Below are 15,740 nucleotides of genomic sequence, written 5' to 3'. Positions count from 1 at the left end.
GCAGCGGAATTTACTTCCGCATCGCCCGCGTCAGCTCAGCCCGGGCCAGCAACTCGCCGTCCGAGGGATACGCAACTTCCTCCAGCACTAGCGGATGCGGCGCCGCCAGGACTGACTTGGCGTCGCGCTTCTGCTCAAGCAGCCTCTCATAGAGCCATCCCGGGGCCTCGTCCCCCGACCCGACAGACAAAGCGGACCCCACCAGGGCACGCACCATGTTGTGGCAGAACGCGTCGGCCTGGACCGTGGCGACGATGACGCCGTCGGTCCCCCGGGCGAACTCAAACCGCTGCAGCTCCCTGATGGTGGTTGATCCCTCCCGGGGCTTGCAGTAGGAACGGAAGTTCTGCAGGCCCAGGAGCTTCGATGCCCCCTCGTTCAACAGCGACACATCGAGCTCTTCCCTGTGCCACAGCGTGGAATACCTGCCCAGCGGATCCCACAGCATTGGGCCGTCCGCAATGCGATAGCTGTACCGGCGCCACAGCGCCGAGAAGCGCGCATCGAATCCCTCCGGGGCCACGGTGACACGGTGGACTTCGACGGCGCCGGTGAGGTCACCCAGCCCCCGGCTGAGCGCCCCGCGCAGACGCCGCAGGAGGGCGACGGCGGGGTCCAGTTCCACGCCGCGGTTCAGTCCTAGCCACTCCACGTCGGAGAGGTCCAGGTGGACCACCTGGCCGCGGGCGTGTACGCCGGCGTCGGTCCGGCCGGCGACGGTCACCCGCACCTTGCGCCTGACCAACAGCGCCAGCGCCTCTTCCAGTACTCCCTGGACTGTCCTGAGGCCGGGCTGCACGGCCCACCCGCTGAACGGGCCGCCGTCGTACGCCAAATCCAAACGGATACGCAAAAACCCGCCGCCCCCCAAAACGGGGGCAGCGGGTTTCTGGTGGTTCATAGACTTAAGTCTATGCGAAGAATTTAGCGAATTACTTCGCGTCCTTTTCTTCAGCAGCAGCTTCGGCAACGTCCTCAGAAGCAGCAGCCTCTTCGGTTGCAGCAGCTTCAGCTTCCGGAGCAGCTTCGGTCTCAGCGACCTCAGTCTCGGCGGGAGCTTCCTCGGCGGCCGGAGCAGCCTTGTCTGCATCGCGCTTAGCAGCAGCGGTAGCCTCAGCTACAACAGCCTGCTTGGCGGAAACCGGCTCGAGGACCAGTTCGATGACAGCCATGGGAGCGTTGTCGCCCTTGCGGTTGCCGATCTTGGTGATGCGGGTGTAGCCGCCATCGCGGTTCTCCACTGCCTGTGCAATGTCGGTGAACAGCTCGTGGACGACGCCCTTGTTGCTGATCAGGCCGAGTACACGACGGCGGGAAGCGAGGTCGCCGCGCTTGGCGAAAGTCACCAGACGCTCTGCGTACGGCTTCAGGCGCTTGGCCTTGGTCACCGTGGTGGTGATCCGCTTGTGCTCGAACAGTGCTGCAGCCAGGTTCGCGAGCATCAGGCGCTCGTGAGCCGGGCCGCCTCCGAGGCGCGGACCCTTAGTGGGGGTAGGCATAATTGTTTCTCCTGTTGTGTAGGCCGGCCAGGTCCATCACTGGACCCGGGGCCAAGATCTGCTTGTTAGAGCTCGTCGTCGCTGAACGCGGCGTCGTCCTCTTCGATGGCTGCGGCGCGTGCTGCCAGGTCGAAACCGGGAGGGGAGTCCTTGAGGGACAGACCCAGTTCAACCAGCTTGGCCTTGACCTCGTCGATGGACTTCGCACCGAAGTTACGGATGTCCATCAGGTCGGCCTCGGAGCGGGCAACGAGTTCACCCACGGTGTGGATGCCCTCACGCTTGAGGCAGTTGTAGGAACGGACGGTGAGATCCAGATCCTCGATCGGCAGGGCCATGTCGGCTGCCAGGGCAGCGTCCGTCGGCGACGGGCCAATCTCGATACCTTCAGCTGCGGTGTTCAGCTCGCGGGCCAGACCGAACAGCTCCACCAGGGTGGTGCCTGCCGAAGCAACGGCATCGCGCGGGGCGATTGCCTGCTTGGTCTCGACGTCGACAATGAGCTTGTCGAAGTCAGTGCGCTGCTCAACACGGGTAGCTTCCACGCGGAAAGTAACCTTCAGCACCGGCGAGTAGATCGAGTCGACCGGAATGCGGCCGATCTCGGAATCGCCGGACTTGTTCTGAGCTGCCGAAACGTAGCCGCGGCCGCGCTCGATGGTCAGTTCGAGTTCGAACTTGCCCTTCGAGTTCAGCGTGGCAATGTGCAGATCCGGGTTGTGGAATTCGACGCCGGCCGGCGGAGCGATGTCCGCGGCGGTGACGACTCCCGGGCCCTGCTTGCGCAGGTAAGCAACAACCGGCTCGTCGTGCTCGGAGGAAACCGACAGGTTCTTGATGTTCAGGATGATCTCGGTGACATCTTCCTTGACACCCGGAACCGTGGTGAACTCGTGCAGCACGCCATCGATCCGGATGCTGGTTACAGCAGCGCCCGGGATGGAGGAGAGCAGGGTACGGCGGAGGGAGTTTCCGAGAGTGTATCCAAAGCCCGGCTCCAGCGGTTCAATGATGAAACGGGAGCGGTTATCGGAGACGACCTCTTCAGAGAGGGTGGGGCGCTGTGCAATGAGCACTTAGGTTTCCTTTCGGCGAGCATCCGCTATATGACGCAACACAGGTGGTGGAAATTCGGTCTGAAGACTTAACGCGGCTGGGCCTGCCCGGACCCGTGAAGGTCCGGGCAAGCTCCTGCTGCTGGAAACGTCTTAGACGCGGCGGCGCTTCGGCGGACGGCAGCCGTTGTGCGCGCTGGGGGTTACGTCCTGGATGGACCCAACCTCGAGGCCAGCGGCCTGCAGTGAACGGATTGCGGTTTCGCGTCCTGATCCCGGTCCCTTGACGAATACGTCAACCTTGCGCAGACCGTGCTCCTGTGCACGCTTTGCGGCAGCTTCGGCAGCCATCTGGGCAGCGAACGGGGTGGACTTACGTGAGCCCTTGAAGCCAACCTCACCGGCGGAAGCCCAGGAGATGACAGCACCGTTCGGATCCGTGATGGAAACGATGGTGTTGTTAAAGGTGCTCTTGATGTGCGCCTGGCCCAGCGCGATATTCTTCTTGTCCTTCTTACGCGGCTTGCGAACCGCGCCACGAGTCTTCGGGGGCATTATTTCTCCTACAGAAAGTTTATTGGGGGAAAACGCGTTAATCCCTCAGGGATTAACGTGCCTTCTTCTTGCCGGCCACGGTACGCTTCGGGCCCTTGCGGGTACGTGCGTTCGTCTTGGTGCGCTGTCCGCGAACGGGCAGGCCCTTACGGTGGCGAATACCTTCGTAGCTGCCGATTTCAACCTTGCGGCGGATATCTGCTGCTACTTCGCGGCGAAGGTCACCCTCAACCTTGTAGTTGCCTTCAATGTAGTCACGCAGCTCAACCAGCTGGGTATCGGTGAGGTCCTTAACTCGGACGTCAGCGCTGATGCCAGTGGCAGCCAGGGTTTCGTGTGCACGGGTCTTGCCCACGCCGTAGATGTAAGTAAGCGCAATTTCCAACCGCTTTTCGCGGGGAATGTCTACGCCAGCGAGACGAGCCATATTGGCGGTACTCCTTGTATAAACCGGAGGTCGTAGGCAGTACACCCGCACTTTCAGTGCGGCCCCAGCCTCCGACCGGGGGTTAGCTGTCCGGGCTCATACGTCCCAATTCAGCTTGTGCTGCCTTTATTTACTTGCGTGGGTTAGCAACCCAGGATTTCCCGTGAAGGAAATTAGCCCTGGCGCTGCTTGTGGCGCGGGTTCTCGCAGATCACCATGACCCGGCCATTACGGCGGATCACTTTGCACTTTTCGCAGATCTGCTTGACGCTCGGCTTGACCTTCATGGCGTTCCTTTGCGTGTTGCAGTTGGTCAGCTGGACCGGCCTTCGGCTATTGCTCTGGCCGCCCAGTGTTTACTTGTAGCGGTAGACGATACGACCACGTGTTAGGTCGTACGGGCTCAGCTCCACCACTACCCGGTCCTCAGGGAGAATCCTGATGTAGTGCTGGCGCATTTTTCCAGAGATGTGCGCCAGAACGATGTGCTTGTTGGTGAGCTCAACGCGAAACATCGCGTTAGGCAGCGCCTCAGTCACAACGCCCTCGATCTCAATGACCCCGTCCTTCTTGGCCATACCCTCCGCTAACTGTTGTTGCCACAGCCTTCCGGTTGGCACCGGACATGACTGCGAACGTTTTTGATTGATTGGTTTCTGCCATCCGACCGCAAAAGGGCGCAAACAGGGCAGACAACCAACAGACAACATTACGCCATCTTGGCAGGAATGTTAAATCGGACCATGGTAGCGCACTACCGTGCCGTACGCAGCAAATTCCCCTGCCGGGGTTGTGATGCCCGCGGCCCGGGAGATGCCGTCCAGGACGGCTTCGGTCACGGCGTCGGCCGCCGCGCTCTGCAGCGCGATCAGGCTGAACTGCCGAGGGACCTCGGGACCCAGGTCCAGTTCGACGGCGCCCGTGGCCAGGCAGAACACGGTGTCGCCGTCCGCGAGAGTGTGGGACGGGTTGAGCGCCCGGGCCAGTCCGGCATGGGCAGCGGAGGCGGTCCGCTTGCAGTCCGCCTTGCTCAGGAGGGCATTCGTGGCGACGACGACGAGCGTGGTGTTGAGCGGCGGCAGCTGGGCATCAGGCTGCTGGCGCTTGTAGAAATCCGCCGCCCCGGTTTCGGCGTGCTCACCCAGCGGCCGGCCAACAGGCATCCCCACGGCATTGACCACGGCGATCGCGCCCACCACGATGCCATTCTCCAAGGTGATGGAGGCCGTCCCTACTCCGCCTTTGTACGTCCCCCGGCCGAGCACCGCTCCGGTGCCGGCCCCCACGTTGCCGCGTTCGACGTCGTGGCCTTCCGGTTGGGCGGCAGCGGCGGCAGTTGCCGCGTAGCCCATCTCCTCGTCCGGGCGGGCAGCAAAGTCGCCGCCCCGGCCGAGGTCGAAGATGGCCGCAGCGGGGACGATCGGCACGAGGCCGCCGGGCACCGGGAAGCCCCGGCCGTTTTCCTCGCACCAGCGCTGGGCACCGCGGGCCGCGACCAGGCCGAAGGCGCTGCCGCCGGTGAGCACCACGGCGTCCACCCGCTGCGAGAGCGTGGTGGGATCCAGGGCGTCCGTTTCGGATGTCGCCGGACCGCCGCCGCGGACGTCCACGGAGCCGACCGTTCCGGGTGGCGGCAGCACCACGGTCACCCCGGTGAGCCAGCCGGCGTAGTTCGGGACACCGCCGTCGGGCTCCCGGACAATTCCTGATCTCTGGACGTGGCCCACCTGGATCCCGGTGACATCGGTAATCGCTCCCATGGCTCCATTGTGCGCCCTGCGCAGGAAATGAGTGTCCGCTCCCACGCGTTCCGCGACCCGCGGAGGCAACTCCGGCCGCCAAAACAAACGTTATGTAATACTGCAAGCAACACAGCGTTAACGGGCAAGGAAGCCTTGACTAACAATCCTCTGACGAGGGCTTGTGCGGGATTCTGCCCACCAACCATGTGGTGAAGTGAAGCTAAATTCCCACGCCCACTGGCCAGTCATGCGCAGGCCCGGATCCGTTAGAGACCGAATGACACGACAACTGACTGACAGGCCGCCCGTCGTCGCGGAAGCCGGTCCGGCGCTGCGGCGCCGTGCCAAATGGTCCGGCAGGACGCGCCGGGACTTCTTCGTTTTCCTGGCCCTTGCCCTCCCCAACCTTGTGCTGATCGGGGTGTTCACGTACCTCCCGCTCGTCAACAACGTGTACTACTCCACCCTGGACTGGACGCTGGGATCGGCCTCGGCAACGGTGGTGGGGCTGGACAACTACGTCACCTTCTTCACCAGCCCAGACGCCGCCAAGGTGCTGGGCACCACAGCCATATTCACGCTGGTCACCGTGGGCGGCTCCATGGTGCTGGGCCTGCTGATCGCGCTTGCACTGAACTCGAAAGTCCGCGGCACCACCTTCGCGCGGTCCGCCGTCTTCGCCCCGTATGTCCTCAGCGGCGTGGGGGTCGGCCTGGTGTGGCTGTTCATCTTCGATCCCGGCTACGGCGTGCTCGCCTGGGTCCTCCGCGGGCTGGGCCAGCAGAGCCCGCAGTGGATCAACGATCCGCAGCTGTCGCTGGTCATGGTGATCATCGTGTACGTCTGGAAGAACCTGGGGTACTGCGCGGTGGTGTACCTGGCCGGGCTCCAGTCGCTCCCGCAGGACGTCATGGAGGCTGCTTCGCTGGACGGCGCCAACGGCTTCCGCCGCTTCCTGAGCATGTCCGTCCCGCTGCTCTCCCCCACCACGTTCTTCCTGCTGATCACCACCATGCTCAGCTCACTGCAGGCGTTCGACCTCATCAGGATCATGACGCCGCTGGGCAACGGCACCAGCACGCTGATCTACGAGGCCTACCTGCAGGCGTTCGGTGCGTACAACCGGGCCGGGTACTCGGCCGCTATCTCGGTGGTGCTCTTCGCCATCCTGCTGATCATCACGGTGCTGCAGCTGCGCTTCGTCGAACGGAAGGTGCACTACTCATGAGCACGCACCGGCCGCTGTCCCGCGCCAATATTGTCCAGACGATCGCCGGCGGTTACGTCCCGCTGATCCTGGCCACCCTGGTGGTGTTCCTGCCGCTCCTCTGGATGATCCTCAGCTCCTTCAAACTGCCCGGCGAGATCATCACCATGGACCTGAGGATCCTGCCGGAGAGCCTGAACCCGGAAAACTACAGCATCGCCATGACCACGGTGCCGTTCGCGCAGTTCTTCCTGAACAGCACCATCGTCACCGTGGTTGGCGCAACCGTCAAAGTGCTGCTGGCCATCCTCACCGCCTACGCCCTGGTGTTCGTCCGCTTCCCCTTCAAGAACGCCATCTTCGTGCTTATCCTCGTGGCGCTGATGGTCCCGCCGCAGGTGTCCATCCTGCCGAACTACATCCTCATCGCCGGGATGGGCGGAAAGAACACGCTGTGGGGCATCATCCTCCCCGGCCTGGGGACCGCGTTCGGCACCTTCCTGCTGCGCCAGCACTTCCTGACGCTGCCGGCGTCGATCCTCGAATCGGCGGAGATCGACGGCGCCGGCCACTGGCGCCGCCTGTGGCGGATCGTGGTGCCGGTTTCAGTGCCGTCCATCGCCACCGTGGCACTGGTCACCGTGGTGAGCGAATGGAACGACTACATCTGGCCCCTCATCATCACCGACCGGCCCGAGACCATGACCCTTCCCGTGGGCCTGACGCTGCTGCAGAACTCGGAGGGCAACGGTTCCGGCTGGGGCATCCTGATGGCCGGTGCCGTGCTGGTGATCGTTCCCATCCTGGTGGTGTTCGCGGCACTCCAGCGCTACATCGTGGCCGGCCTCACCCAGGGCAGCGTCACAGGTTAAGGCCCCGCGTCTCAGCAACCCCTGCGGGCAGTCTTACCGAACCACCCGTCATCCAACCCGTACAACGAGTCAGCATGAGCAGGCACCTTTGAGAGGATCCACAATGGTTATGAATCTTGACCGCAGGCATTTCCTGGGACTGGCCGGCGCGGGGGCAGGCGCCGCGGCACTGGCTGCATGCGGCGGTCCCTCCACCGGGGGAGCAACGCCCGCGAGCGAAGCCGCCGAGATCGACTTCAGCGGCGTCAAGCCTGCCGCCTCCATCGATTTCTGGACTAACCACCCGGGCAAGTCCCAGGACGTGGAAAAGTCCATCATCGCGAAATTCCACGCCAAGTTCCCGGACATCAAGGTGAACCTGGTGACCGCGGGCGCCAACTATGAGGAAATCGCGCAGAAGTTCCAGACCTCGCAGGCGGCCAAGGAAGCCCTGCCGGGCGTTGTGGTGCTCTCCGATGTCTGGTGGTTCCGCTACTTCTCCAACGGCAACATCATTCCGCTGGACGGCCTGGTCAAGCAGCTGGACATCAAGGTGGACGACTTCCAGAAGTCCCTCGTGGCGGACTACCAGTACGACGACAAGCAGTGGGCCCTCCCCTACGGCCGTTCCACGCCGCTTTTCTACTACAACAAGGACCACTTCAAGGCGGCCGGGCTCCCTGACCGGGCCCCGAAGACCTGGCAGGAGTTCGCCGAATGGGCGCCGAAGCTGAAGGCCAGTTCCGGGGCGCAGTACGCCTACATTTACCCGGCACTGGCCGGCTACGCAGGATGGACCCTCCAGAACAACCTCTGGGGCTGGGGCGGCAGCTGGTCCAATGAGTGGACCATCACCTGCGACTCTGCAGAATCCGTGGAGGCACTGCAATGGGCCCAGGATTCCATCTACAAGGACGGCTGGGCGGGGGTTTCCTCCAAGGAGGCGGCCGACGACTTCGCCGCCGGCATCACCTCCTCCACCATCTCGTCCACGGGCTCCCTGCTCGGCGTGCTGAAGTCGGCCAAGTTCAATGTAGGCGTGGGCTTCCTGCCGGGCGGCCCCAAGGTGGAAAGCGGAGTCTGCCCCACGGGCGGGGCCGGTCTGGGCATCCCCAGCGGCGTGAGCAAGGAAGTGCAGCTCGCTGCGGGCACGTTCCTGAAGTTCATGACCGAGCCGGAAAACACCGCGGAATTCTCGGCGGCCACGGGCTACATGCCCACCCGCACGTCCGCCGACATGACCTCGGTGCTGGCCAAGACGCCGCAGATCAAGACGGCAATGGACCAGCTCGCGGCCACCCGCGTCCAGGACAACGCCCGGGTGTTCCTGCCCGGCGCGGACCAGGAAATGGCCAAGGCCGCCGCGAAGATCCTCACCCAGCAGGGCGACGTGAAGGCCACCATGACCGCCCTGAAGTCCACGCTGGAGGGCATCTACGCGAAGGACGTCAAGCCCAAGCTCAAGAGCTGACGCCCGGTTCCGACGCGCTTCCGGTCCCGCGATACGCAAAATCCCTGGCGACACCGTAATTCCGGTGTCGCCAGGGATTTTCTGCGTCGCAAGGGATTTTCTGCGTCGCAGGGGTATTTGCGCGTCGCCGCGGGTTCGTGGCTACGGGAGCGAAACCTACGGGATCGGGACGGGGACCACGCCCAGCGGCGCAAGCCGCTCCGCACCGCCGTCGGGCGCTGAAAGAACCCAGATGCCCTTCTCGTGGACGGCTACCGAATGCTCCCACTGGCAGGAGCGCTTGCCGTCGGTGGTCACCACGGTCCAGTCGTCGTCGAGCACGGCGGTTTCGATGCCGCCGCGGACCAGCATCGGCTCGATGGCCAGGCACAGCCCGGGACGGATCTTGGGCCCGCGGTGGTTGGTGCGGTAGTTCAGCACGTCCGGCGCCATGTGCATCTCGGAGCCGATGCCGTGGCCAACGTAATCTTCCAGGATGCCCAGCGGCTTGCCCTGCACGGAGGCCACGTAGTCGTCCACGGCGCAGCCGATGTCCCCCACGAACTTTCCGGTGGCCAGCGCCGCGATCCCCCGCCACATGGCTTCCTCGGTGACTTCGGACAGCCGCACGTCCTCGGGATCGGGCGTCCCCACAATCACGGTGCGGGCCGAGTCGGAGTGCCAGCCGTCCACGATCGCGCCGCCGTCGATCGAGATGATGTCGCCGTCGTTCAGCACACGGTTGCCGGGGATGCCGTGAACCACTTCCTCGTTGACGGAGGTGCAGATGGTGGCCGGGAACCCGTGGTAGCCGAGGAAGTTGGACTTGGCGCCTGCCTCGTCCAGGACCGCAGCGAATACGGCGTCCAGCTGGGCCGTGGTGGTGCCGGGCGTGGCAGCCGCTACCGCAGCGTCCAGGGCGCGGCTCAGGACCAGGCCGGCCTCATGCATGGTGCGCATTTGGGCGTTGGTCTTGTATTCGATGCGGGGCTGTCCGAATGCCATGTATACCTCAGTGCTTCGTCTCGCGGGCGGGATGCGTTCATCCCAGGTCTCTGATCCATTCTCCCGCACCTGCGAAGCTGCTCGGGACAGGGTCCACGCCCAGCTCCTCCCGCAGCCGCCGGGTGCAGTAGGTGCGCTGGAAGCCGAGCTGGCTCACGGCATACCGCGTGAGCCGCGGCGGCCTGCGTGTCACGCCTGCCACCGCCTCGAGGGACGCCGCCAGCGTCATCGCCGCGCGCATCGGGATGAAGCCGAGTTCGACGTCGGCCCGGCCCGTAGCGTCCAGCACCTCCCGCAGGACCTGGCCGAGTGCCACCGGCCGGCGGTCGGCCACGTTCACCGGACCGGTCGCCTCCGAGGTGCAGGCGGCGAGCGCTGCCCTGGCCAGGTTGCCGATGGACGTCAGCTGGTGCCGGATGTCCGGACCTCCGACGCTCAGCAGCCGGCCGTGGTTCACGTTGCGGATGAGCCGCGGCAGGAGCGTCCGGTCACCGGGGCCGTAGACGCCGTGCGGCCTGAGGATCAGCGCGTTGCCGTGCCGCGCTGCAGCGGCCTCGGCCAGGGCTTTCGAGCTGGAGTAGGCGTTCAGGTACCGTCCCGCCACCGCGTCCTCCGGCCGGGCCACGCACGGCTGCCACCAGGGGTAGACGCTGGAACTGGAAATGTGGACCAGCCGCGCACCCGGGAAGGTCGCGGCAACGGCCTCTGTCCCCAGCACGTTCACGCGGTGGAACAGCGGCGGCGGTCCCCAGTCGCCGACGTGCGCGCCGGCATGCACGACGGCGTCAACTTCCGGCGGAGAGGGCAGTTGCCCTGCGCTGAGGTCCCACACGCTAAGGCCCGGGAGCTGGCGCCGGCCGTAACGGATCACCTCCCAGCCGCGTTCCTCGGCGGCCGCGGCAACAGCTCCGCCGACGAAACCGCTGGCACCGGTCACCGCGATCCTCATGGCGTCCCCTCCGGCGGCCGGTCTTGTGACCGCAGGTCTTCGAAACGAGCCCTCAGGGCAATGCGGTCAGGCTTGCGGTGCCGGCCGGACGCCGGCAGCCGGGGCATGATTTCTATCCGGTCGGGCAGGGCCGATTCGTCGATGAGTTTGGGCAGCTCGCCGCGCAGCGTCCGCAGGAGCGTCTCCTGGTTCCGTCCGTGCGGTTCGACGGCGAGCCACACCGCTTCGTCGCCGATGCCGTCCGGGACGCCGACCATCACCGCCTGGCCAACGCCGTCGATGCCGGCAATCACGGGCTCGTACAGGCCCGGGTAGATGTTGGTCTTGCCGCGGATGATCATGTCCTTCTTGCGCCCCAGCAGGACCAGCCTCGGCGCGCTCGGGGAGCCGGCCGCTGCGGCCGGGTCATCGACGGGCCCGGCCGGTCCGGCCGGTCCGTGGTCCAGCCGCACGAGGTCGCCGGTGGCGTGCTCGTCCATGGCGTCCTCGCCGAGGTAGCCCAGGCACATGTTCGGGCCGGAGACGATCAGCTCGTGGTCCTCCGCCACCCGCAAGTGCACACCAGGCAGGGGCTCGCCGAGGTAGTCTCCCTCCCCGGAGCCGTCCGGCGTCCGGAACTCCGCGGTTTTCCCGGAAGCGAACTCCAGTTTCTCGCGCCCGTCGGCGATCGCAATGGGCAGTACTTCGGTCATCCCGTAGATGCAATGGAAGCGCACTCCGGGCAGGAGCTGGGCGGCCCGTTCCAGGAAGGATGCCAGCACGGGCGCGGCACCCAGCATCACCGTTTTCAGGGTGTCCGGCCACACCAGCTGTCCGGTTTCCACGGCGTCAAGGATCGGCGCCAGCTGCGAGGGCACCAGGAACACGTGGGTTGCCGCCTTATGCCCGGGCGAGGACCCCAGCTCGGCCGCGAACCGCAGCGGATCGATCGCAGCGGACAGGCCGTACGCCGGCATGGTCCAGTGGGCACCGGCGATCAGCGCAGGCAGGCCCATCATCAGCTGCTCCGAATGGATGCGGTCACCGGCGGCGAACGTGCAGCGCGTGCTCAGCTGGCCAAAGCCGGCCGCCAGGGTCCCGCGGCTGTGCACCACTCCCTTGGGGTTCCCGGTGGTGCCGGACGTGAAGATGATGACTGCTTCCTGCCCTGGCGCGGCCTCCATCGCCGGCGGCCCGTCGGGACGGCGGCCGTCACCGCCGTCCCTGCCCCCGGCGTGAGCACCGCCGTCGTCCCCGCCGCCGGCGTGAGCACCGCCGTCGTACCTGCCTGCGCGAGGCGCCGTACGGCGGGACAGCGAACGGATGTTGGTGGATTTCAGCGGGACGCCCGGAAGCCACGGGCCGGAGTGGTAGTGCCGGACGTTCATGGCCCCGTAGTCAGGGAGCAGCAGGCCGCGCCGCCGGGCAAGTGGCCGCAGCGGGCCGCGCGCGCTGAGGGCATAGAGCAGCGACTCGGAGGCTGCCCAGCGCGGGGATGCCAGCGCGGTCCTGTTCCGGAAGAGCTCGGGCCCAACCCCCGGATCGATGAACACAATGGCCCCGCCTGCCCGGACGGCGGCCAGCGCGAGCGTGAATGCCGCCGGTCCCGGCCGGACCGAAAACAGCAGGCGCTCCCCCGGGCCGAATCCGTCACGCCGGAGGCCTGCGGCCGTGGATTCGATCCCGTCAGCAAGGTTCCGGTAGCTGATGGTCTTGCCGGGCCTTCCGCTGCGCTTGCCCGGTGCCGTGATGGCCGGATGGTCCGGGTACTCCGCTGCGGCGTCGTACACCGCGGCAATGAGGTCATCCGGCAGGTCAGTCGGCACGGGTCAGCTCCAGGGACTTGTAGTGCGGAATGAGCACGTTGCGGCTGACGGTCCGGGAGCGGATGGACCACGGGTTCCGGCGGTACTCGTCCAGCAGCGCGGCCAGCGCGCAGTTGATCTCGGCCATCGCCAGCGGCATGCCGATGCAGAAGTGGGCGCCCGCCCCGAACCACAGCTGGCGGGCCGCGGGCGGGACGGGTGTCCCCGGGTCGAAGCCGCCCAGGCTCTTGACCGCGTGCACGGTCGACAGCAGGATGCGGTCGCCCGGCCTGATCCGGACGCCGCCCAGCCGCCGGGCCGCCGTCGCCTCGCGGAGCATCATGGGCGACGGCGCCGTGTACCGCAGGCCCTCGTTGACGGCGTCCGGGAGGCCGCGGCGGTCAGCTGCCAGTCCGGGCAGCCGGCCGCCGTCGAACAGCATGGCGGCGAGCCGCGGAACGTAGGACACCAGGGTCTCGGTCCCCGCGATCACAAAGGCACTGACGATCCCCACCGCTTCGTCCTCGCTGAGGCCCAGGACGCGGAGGCGGCCGGGAAAGGTGGAGGGGTCGTCGCTGCGGTAGGCGTTGCGCACGGGTCCGGCAAGAATTTCGACGGCGGCCTTCGCCGTCGCGACCTGCGGCGCCGTTAGCCGTGGCCGGCCCAGGCGAACCAGCGAGGTGATGGAGGTGCCGAGGGTGAAGAGTTCGGTGTCCGGCAGGCGGCCGGGAGTATCGTCCGGGACACCCAGCAGCCTGCTGATTACTCCCCCGGACAGTTCCTTGACCAGCCCGACGAACTCCACGGAGCCACCGTTCTCCAGCCCTGCAGCCAGCCGTTCGCGCAATCGTTCGCCCGCGGGGGCGACGATGGCTTCAACGGCCCGCGGGGTGAACAGTCCGTTGAGGCGGCGCCGCAGCTCCAGGTGCTCTGCCCCGTGCATGTTCAGCAGGACGCGCGGTCCCACCACGGGAGTCCACAGCGCGCCGGAAGCCCGGGTCCCGGACTTCGAGTAGCCGGCGTCCATCAGGACATCGCGGACCAGTGAGGCCTCGCTGACCAGCACGCCGAGGCCCGGAAGCCGGACAACGGGCCGGAGCTTCCCCAGCCCGCGGATCAGCGGGTAGGCCACCGGGTGGGCGCCGGTGTGCAGCCGCCGCTCCCAGCCGGCCAGGCCACCCGTGGCGGCGGTCGGCGCCGTATAAGCGCTCACCGGATGTCCACGTGGTCGGGGCGGAACCGGTGGTCCGCATACCAGGCGAGGGTGTTGGGCAGGCCCCAGGCCTGTACCCGGCGGCAGGACCCAAAGACCACCACGTTGCGTCGGAGGGCATATGCGCGCGTGAGTTTGCGGACGCTGTTGGATAGCGCCCGGTCCTCGTGCAGGTCCTCGATGCTGGTGCGGGGAAATCCGCCTGACCGCAGATACAGCTCCGCGGTGATGGCCATGTTGCAGCCGGGCAGCATCTGGTAAGGGCCAAGGTAGCCCTCCCCCTTGTTGCCCGGGCGGATGCGGCCAAAGAACGAGGCGACTTCCACGGCCAGCAGCATCAGCCAGCGGCTTGCCCGGCCCAGGCCCTCGTCCAGCCGGGGGTTCAGCTGCCCGGCAATCATTTCCAGGCCGTCGTCGAACGCTTCCACGATGCGCAGTGTCCAGTCGGGAGCCGGCAGGCAGTCCGCGTCCGTGCGGGCCAGCCAGCGGGCGCCGTTCAGGGCCCCGAAACGCATCCCCGTATCGGCAGCGGCTCCGGTCCCCTTTTGCGGCTCGTGGATCAGCCGGACATCCATAGCCGGGTGAATCCGTGCAAAGTCCGCGACGATTGCCGTGGTTGTATCCGTGGAGCCGTTGTCCACCACCACGAGCGTGAAGTCCTTGTGCACCTGCGCGGCCAGCGCCTGCAGTGATTGGCGGATGAGCTTCTCCTCGTTGAGCGCTGGCATCGCGACACAGAGCGCCCGCACCGGCGGCACGCTGCCGGGCACGCGGCCGGGGGCCGGTTCGCCGCCGGGGGCCGGTTCGCCGCCCGGGACCGGTGCCGTCACAGCCGCACCACGGCGATGCCCAGGCTCACGCCGCCGGCCAGCCCCACCAGCGCCACCAGGTCGCCGGGGCCGCACCGGCCCAGGTCCTGCGCCACCTTCAGCTGCAGCGGCAGGCTGACCGAGGCCATGTTGCCGAAATCCTCCACGGTCCTGACGAGCTTGTCCTGCGGCACCCCGGCGCCGCGGGCAAAGATGTCCCGGTACGGGGCACTCACCTGGTGGACGCAGACAACGGCGAAGTCCGACCAGGTCAGCCCAAGCCGCTCCAGGGTCTCGTCCAGGATGCCCCGGCCCAGATCAAGGAATGCGTCCTTGAGCTTTTCGCCGTCCATGTTGAAGTACGTTGCTTCGGGGTCCCGTGGAGCTACGGAACCGCCGGTCGCGAGCGTTCCCACCGCCCAGTGGCTGCTCTTCGCGGTGAACCCCATTCCCAGCACCCGGGACCCGGCGTCGTCGTCGGGGTCTGCCGGTTCCAGCAGCAGCGCGCACCCGGCGTCACTCATGGTGTAGCCGGGGAAGGCTGCGGAGAAGGTCTCCTGGTCCGGAACGGCCCACCGCACCGCCCGGGAGGGCGATTCCCCGCTCACGAGGAGGACGCGCCGGTAACGTCCGGTTCCGATCAGGGCGTCGGCCACCTCGAGGCCGTTCAGGATGCTGTTGCAGGCGTTCTTGATGTCCATTACCGGGCAGCCCATGCCGAGTTTTGCGGCGACCATGTGGCCGGTGGCCGGTTCCACCATGTCCTGGCTCGCCGAGGCAAAGAGGAGGAGGTCGACGTCGGCGGGCTGGAGTCCGCGGTCCGCCAGCAGTTTGGCGGCGGCGACGGCCGCAAGATCGGACGCCTGCTCGGTCACGGACATCACAGACCGTGTCCGGATGCCCGTCAGCCTGCCGATCAGGCCCTTCGGGACCCGAAATCCGGGGCTGGAGGCGGCGAGCTGCCACTCCAATTGTTCGGTGCCCAGCCGCCCGGGCGGCACATAGACTTCAAGGCCAGCGATCCTCGCCGCCCCCGGAAGGGTCTTGTTCATGCAATATCTCCCCACAGACAATGCGTCCGGTGATTCCCGGTCCGGTCCTGACCACCTGACGGCCGCCGACACCCGCGGCGCCGCCCTCAGAACAGGGCCCCGCCCCAAAATAAGGCAGGGCGCGTCCCGTACACGATGGTAC

The 15,740-nt window shown here is 66.5% G+C and carries 17 protein-coding genes; 3 read left to right on the top strand and 14 right to left on the bottom strand.

Annotated elements, in window-relative coordinates:
- Window positions 1-10: 10 nt before the first annotated feature.
- The 8 genes from AB0N24_RS00785 to AB0N24_RS00750 all read right to left on the bottom strand — a co-directional run bounded on the left by AB0N24_RS00785 (window position 11) and on the right by AB0N24_RS00750 (window position 5,296).
- Window positions 11-901, bottom strand: a complete 891-nt coding sequence (locus AB0N24_RS00785) for a tRNA pseudouridine synthase A (RefSeq protein ID WP_364119102.1) — start codon at window positions 899-901, stop codon at window positions 11-13.
- Window positions 902-932: 31 nt separating this feature from the next.
- Window positions 933-1,499, bottom strand: coding sequence for a 50S ribosomal protein L17 (gene rplQ, locus AB0N24_RS00780; protein ID WP_364119100.1), 567 nt, complete (start codon window positions 1,497-1,499; stop codon window positions 933-935).
- Window positions 1,500-1,564: 65 nt separating this feature from the next.
- Entirely contained in the window at window positions 1,565-2,575 is a 1,011-nt protein-coding gene (locus AB0N24_RS00775; protein WP_104172048.1) for a DNA-directed RNA polymerase subunit alpha, read from the bottom strand.
- Between the two features lie 132 nt (window positions 2,576-2,707).
- Window positions 2,708-3,109: a 30S ribosomal protein S11 gene (gene rpsK / locus AB0N24_RS00770; protein WP_028265083.1), complete on the bottom strand. Its 402-nt coding sequence runs from the start codon at window positions 3,107-3,109 to the stop codon at window positions 2,708-2,710.
- 52 nt (window positions 3,110-3,161) lie between these two features.
- Window positions 3,162-3,536, bottom strand: a complete 375-nt coding sequence (rpsM, locus tag AB0N24_RS00765; RefSeq protein WP_066293239.1) for a 30S ribosomal protein S13 — start codon at window positions 3,534-3,536, stop codon at window positions 3,162-3,164.
- A gap of 173 nt (window positions 3,537-3,709) precedes the next feature.
- A complete protein-coding gene (gene rpmJ, locus AB0N24_RS00760) occupies window positions 3,710-3,823 on the bottom strand; it encodes a 50S ribosomal protein L36 (protein ID WP_009358722.1) in 114 nt (37 codons plus the stop codon).
- 69 nt (window positions 3,824-3,892) lie between these two features.
- The gene (gene infA / locus AB0N24_RS00755; protein WP_009358723.1) at window positions 3,893-4,114 is read right to left on the bottom strand and encodes a translation initiation factor IF-1; all 222 of its coding nucleotides are present in this window, start codon (window positions 4,112-4,114) and stop codon (window positions 3,893-3,895) included.
- 153 nt (window positions 4,115-4,267) lie between these two features.
- A complete protein-coding gene (locus AB0N24_RS00750; protein ID WP_364119095.1) occupies window positions 4,268-5,296 on the bottom strand; it encodes a P1 family peptidase in 1,029 nt (342 codons plus the stop codon).
- 259 nt (window positions 5,297-5,555) lie between these two features.
- Here AB0N24_RS00750 and AB0N24_RS00745 point away from each other — a divergent pair, with 259 nt between their 5' ends.
- The 3 genes from AB0N24_RS00745 to AB0N24_RS00735 all read left to right on the top strand — a co-directional run bounded on the left by AB0N24_RS00745 (window position 5,556) and on the right by AB0N24_RS00735 (window position 8,807).
- On the top strand, window positions 5,556-6,506 hold the full coding sequence (locus AB0N24_RS00745; protein WP_364119093.1) for a sugar ABC transporter permease: 951 nt from the start codon (window positions 5,556-5,558) through the stop codon (window positions 6,504-6,506).
- Window positions 6,503-7,357, top strand: a complete 855-nt coding sequence (locus AB0N24_RS00740; protein WP_364119090.1) for a carbohydrate ABC transporter permease — start codon at window positions 6,503-6,505, stop codon at window positions 7,355-7,357. Before AB0N24_RS00745 ends, AB0N24_RS00740 begins: the two co-directional genes overlap by 4 nt.
- Before the next feature lie 103 nt (window positions 7,358-7,460).
- A complete protein-coding gene (locus tag AB0N24_RS00735; protein WP_364119087.1) occupies window positions 7,461-8,807 on the top strand; it encodes an ABC transporter substrate-binding protein in 1,347 nt (448 codons plus the stop codon).
- Window positions 8,808-8,963: 156 nt separating this feature from the next.
- On the opposite strand, the gene map is transcribed toward AB0N24_RS00735, so the two are convergent.
- The 6 genes from map to AB0N24_RS00705 are packed head-to-tail and all read right to left on the bottom strand — an operon-like array spanning window position 8,964 to window position 15,598.
- On the bottom strand, window positions 8,964-9,791 hold the full coding sequence (map, locus tag AB0N24_RS00730; protein ID WP_364119085.1) for a type I methionyl aminopeptidase: 828 nt from the start codon (window positions 9,789-9,791) through the stop codon (window positions 8,964-8,966).
- A gap of 37 nt (window positions 9,792-9,828) precedes the next feature.
- Window positions 9,829-10,740, bottom strand: a complete 912-nt coding sequence (locus AB0N24_RS00725) for an NAD(P)-dependent oxidoreductase (RefSeq protein WP_364119082.1) — start codon at window positions 10,738-10,740, stop codon at window positions 9,829-9,831.
- Window positions 10,737-12,545, bottom strand: coding sequence for a class I adenylate-forming enzyme family protein (locus tag AB0N24_RS00720; RefSeq protein ID WP_364119079.1), 1,809 nt, complete (start codon window positions 12,543-12,545; stop codon window positions 10,737-10,739). The genes AB0N24_RS00725 and AB0N24_RS00720 overlap by 4 nt, the downstream gene beginning before the upstream one ends.
- Entirely contained in the window at window positions 12,535-13,737 is a 1,203-nt protein-coding gene (locus AB0N24_RS00715; protein ID WP_364119076.1) for a cytochrome P450, read from the bottom strand. Before AB0N24_RS00715 ends, AB0N24_RS00720 begins: the two co-directional genes overlap by 11 nt.
- Window positions 13,734-14,567 (bottom strand): glycosyltransferase, encoded by an 834-nt coding sequence (locus tag AB0N24_RS00710; protein WP_364119073.1) that lies wholly within the window; start codon window positions 14,565-14,567, stop codon window positions 13,734-13,736. Before AB0N24_RS00710 ends, AB0N24_RS00715 begins: the two co-directional genes overlap by 4 nt.
- The gene (locus AB0N24_RS00705) at window positions 14,564-15,598 is read right to left on the bottom strand and encodes a 3-oxoacyl-[acyl-carrier-protein] synthase III C-terminal domain-containing protein (RefSeq protein ID WP_364119070.1); all 1,035 of its coding nucleotides are present in this window, start codon (window positions 15,596-15,598) and stop codon (window positions 14,564-14,566) included. The genes AB0N24_RS00710 and AB0N24_RS00705 overlap by 4 nt, the downstream gene beginning before the upstream one ends.
- Window positions 15,599-15,740: the final 142 nt, after the last annotated feature.

Origin of the sequence: Arthrobacter sp. NPDC093128 (genome assembly GCF_040683875.1) — a bacterium.
Classification (GTDB): Bacteria; Actinomycetota; Actinomycetes; order Actinomycetales; family Micrococcaceae; genus Arthrobacter.
Note: the sequence above shows the minus strand (reverse complement) of the source record. Positions and strands in the feature narration are given on the sequence as shown.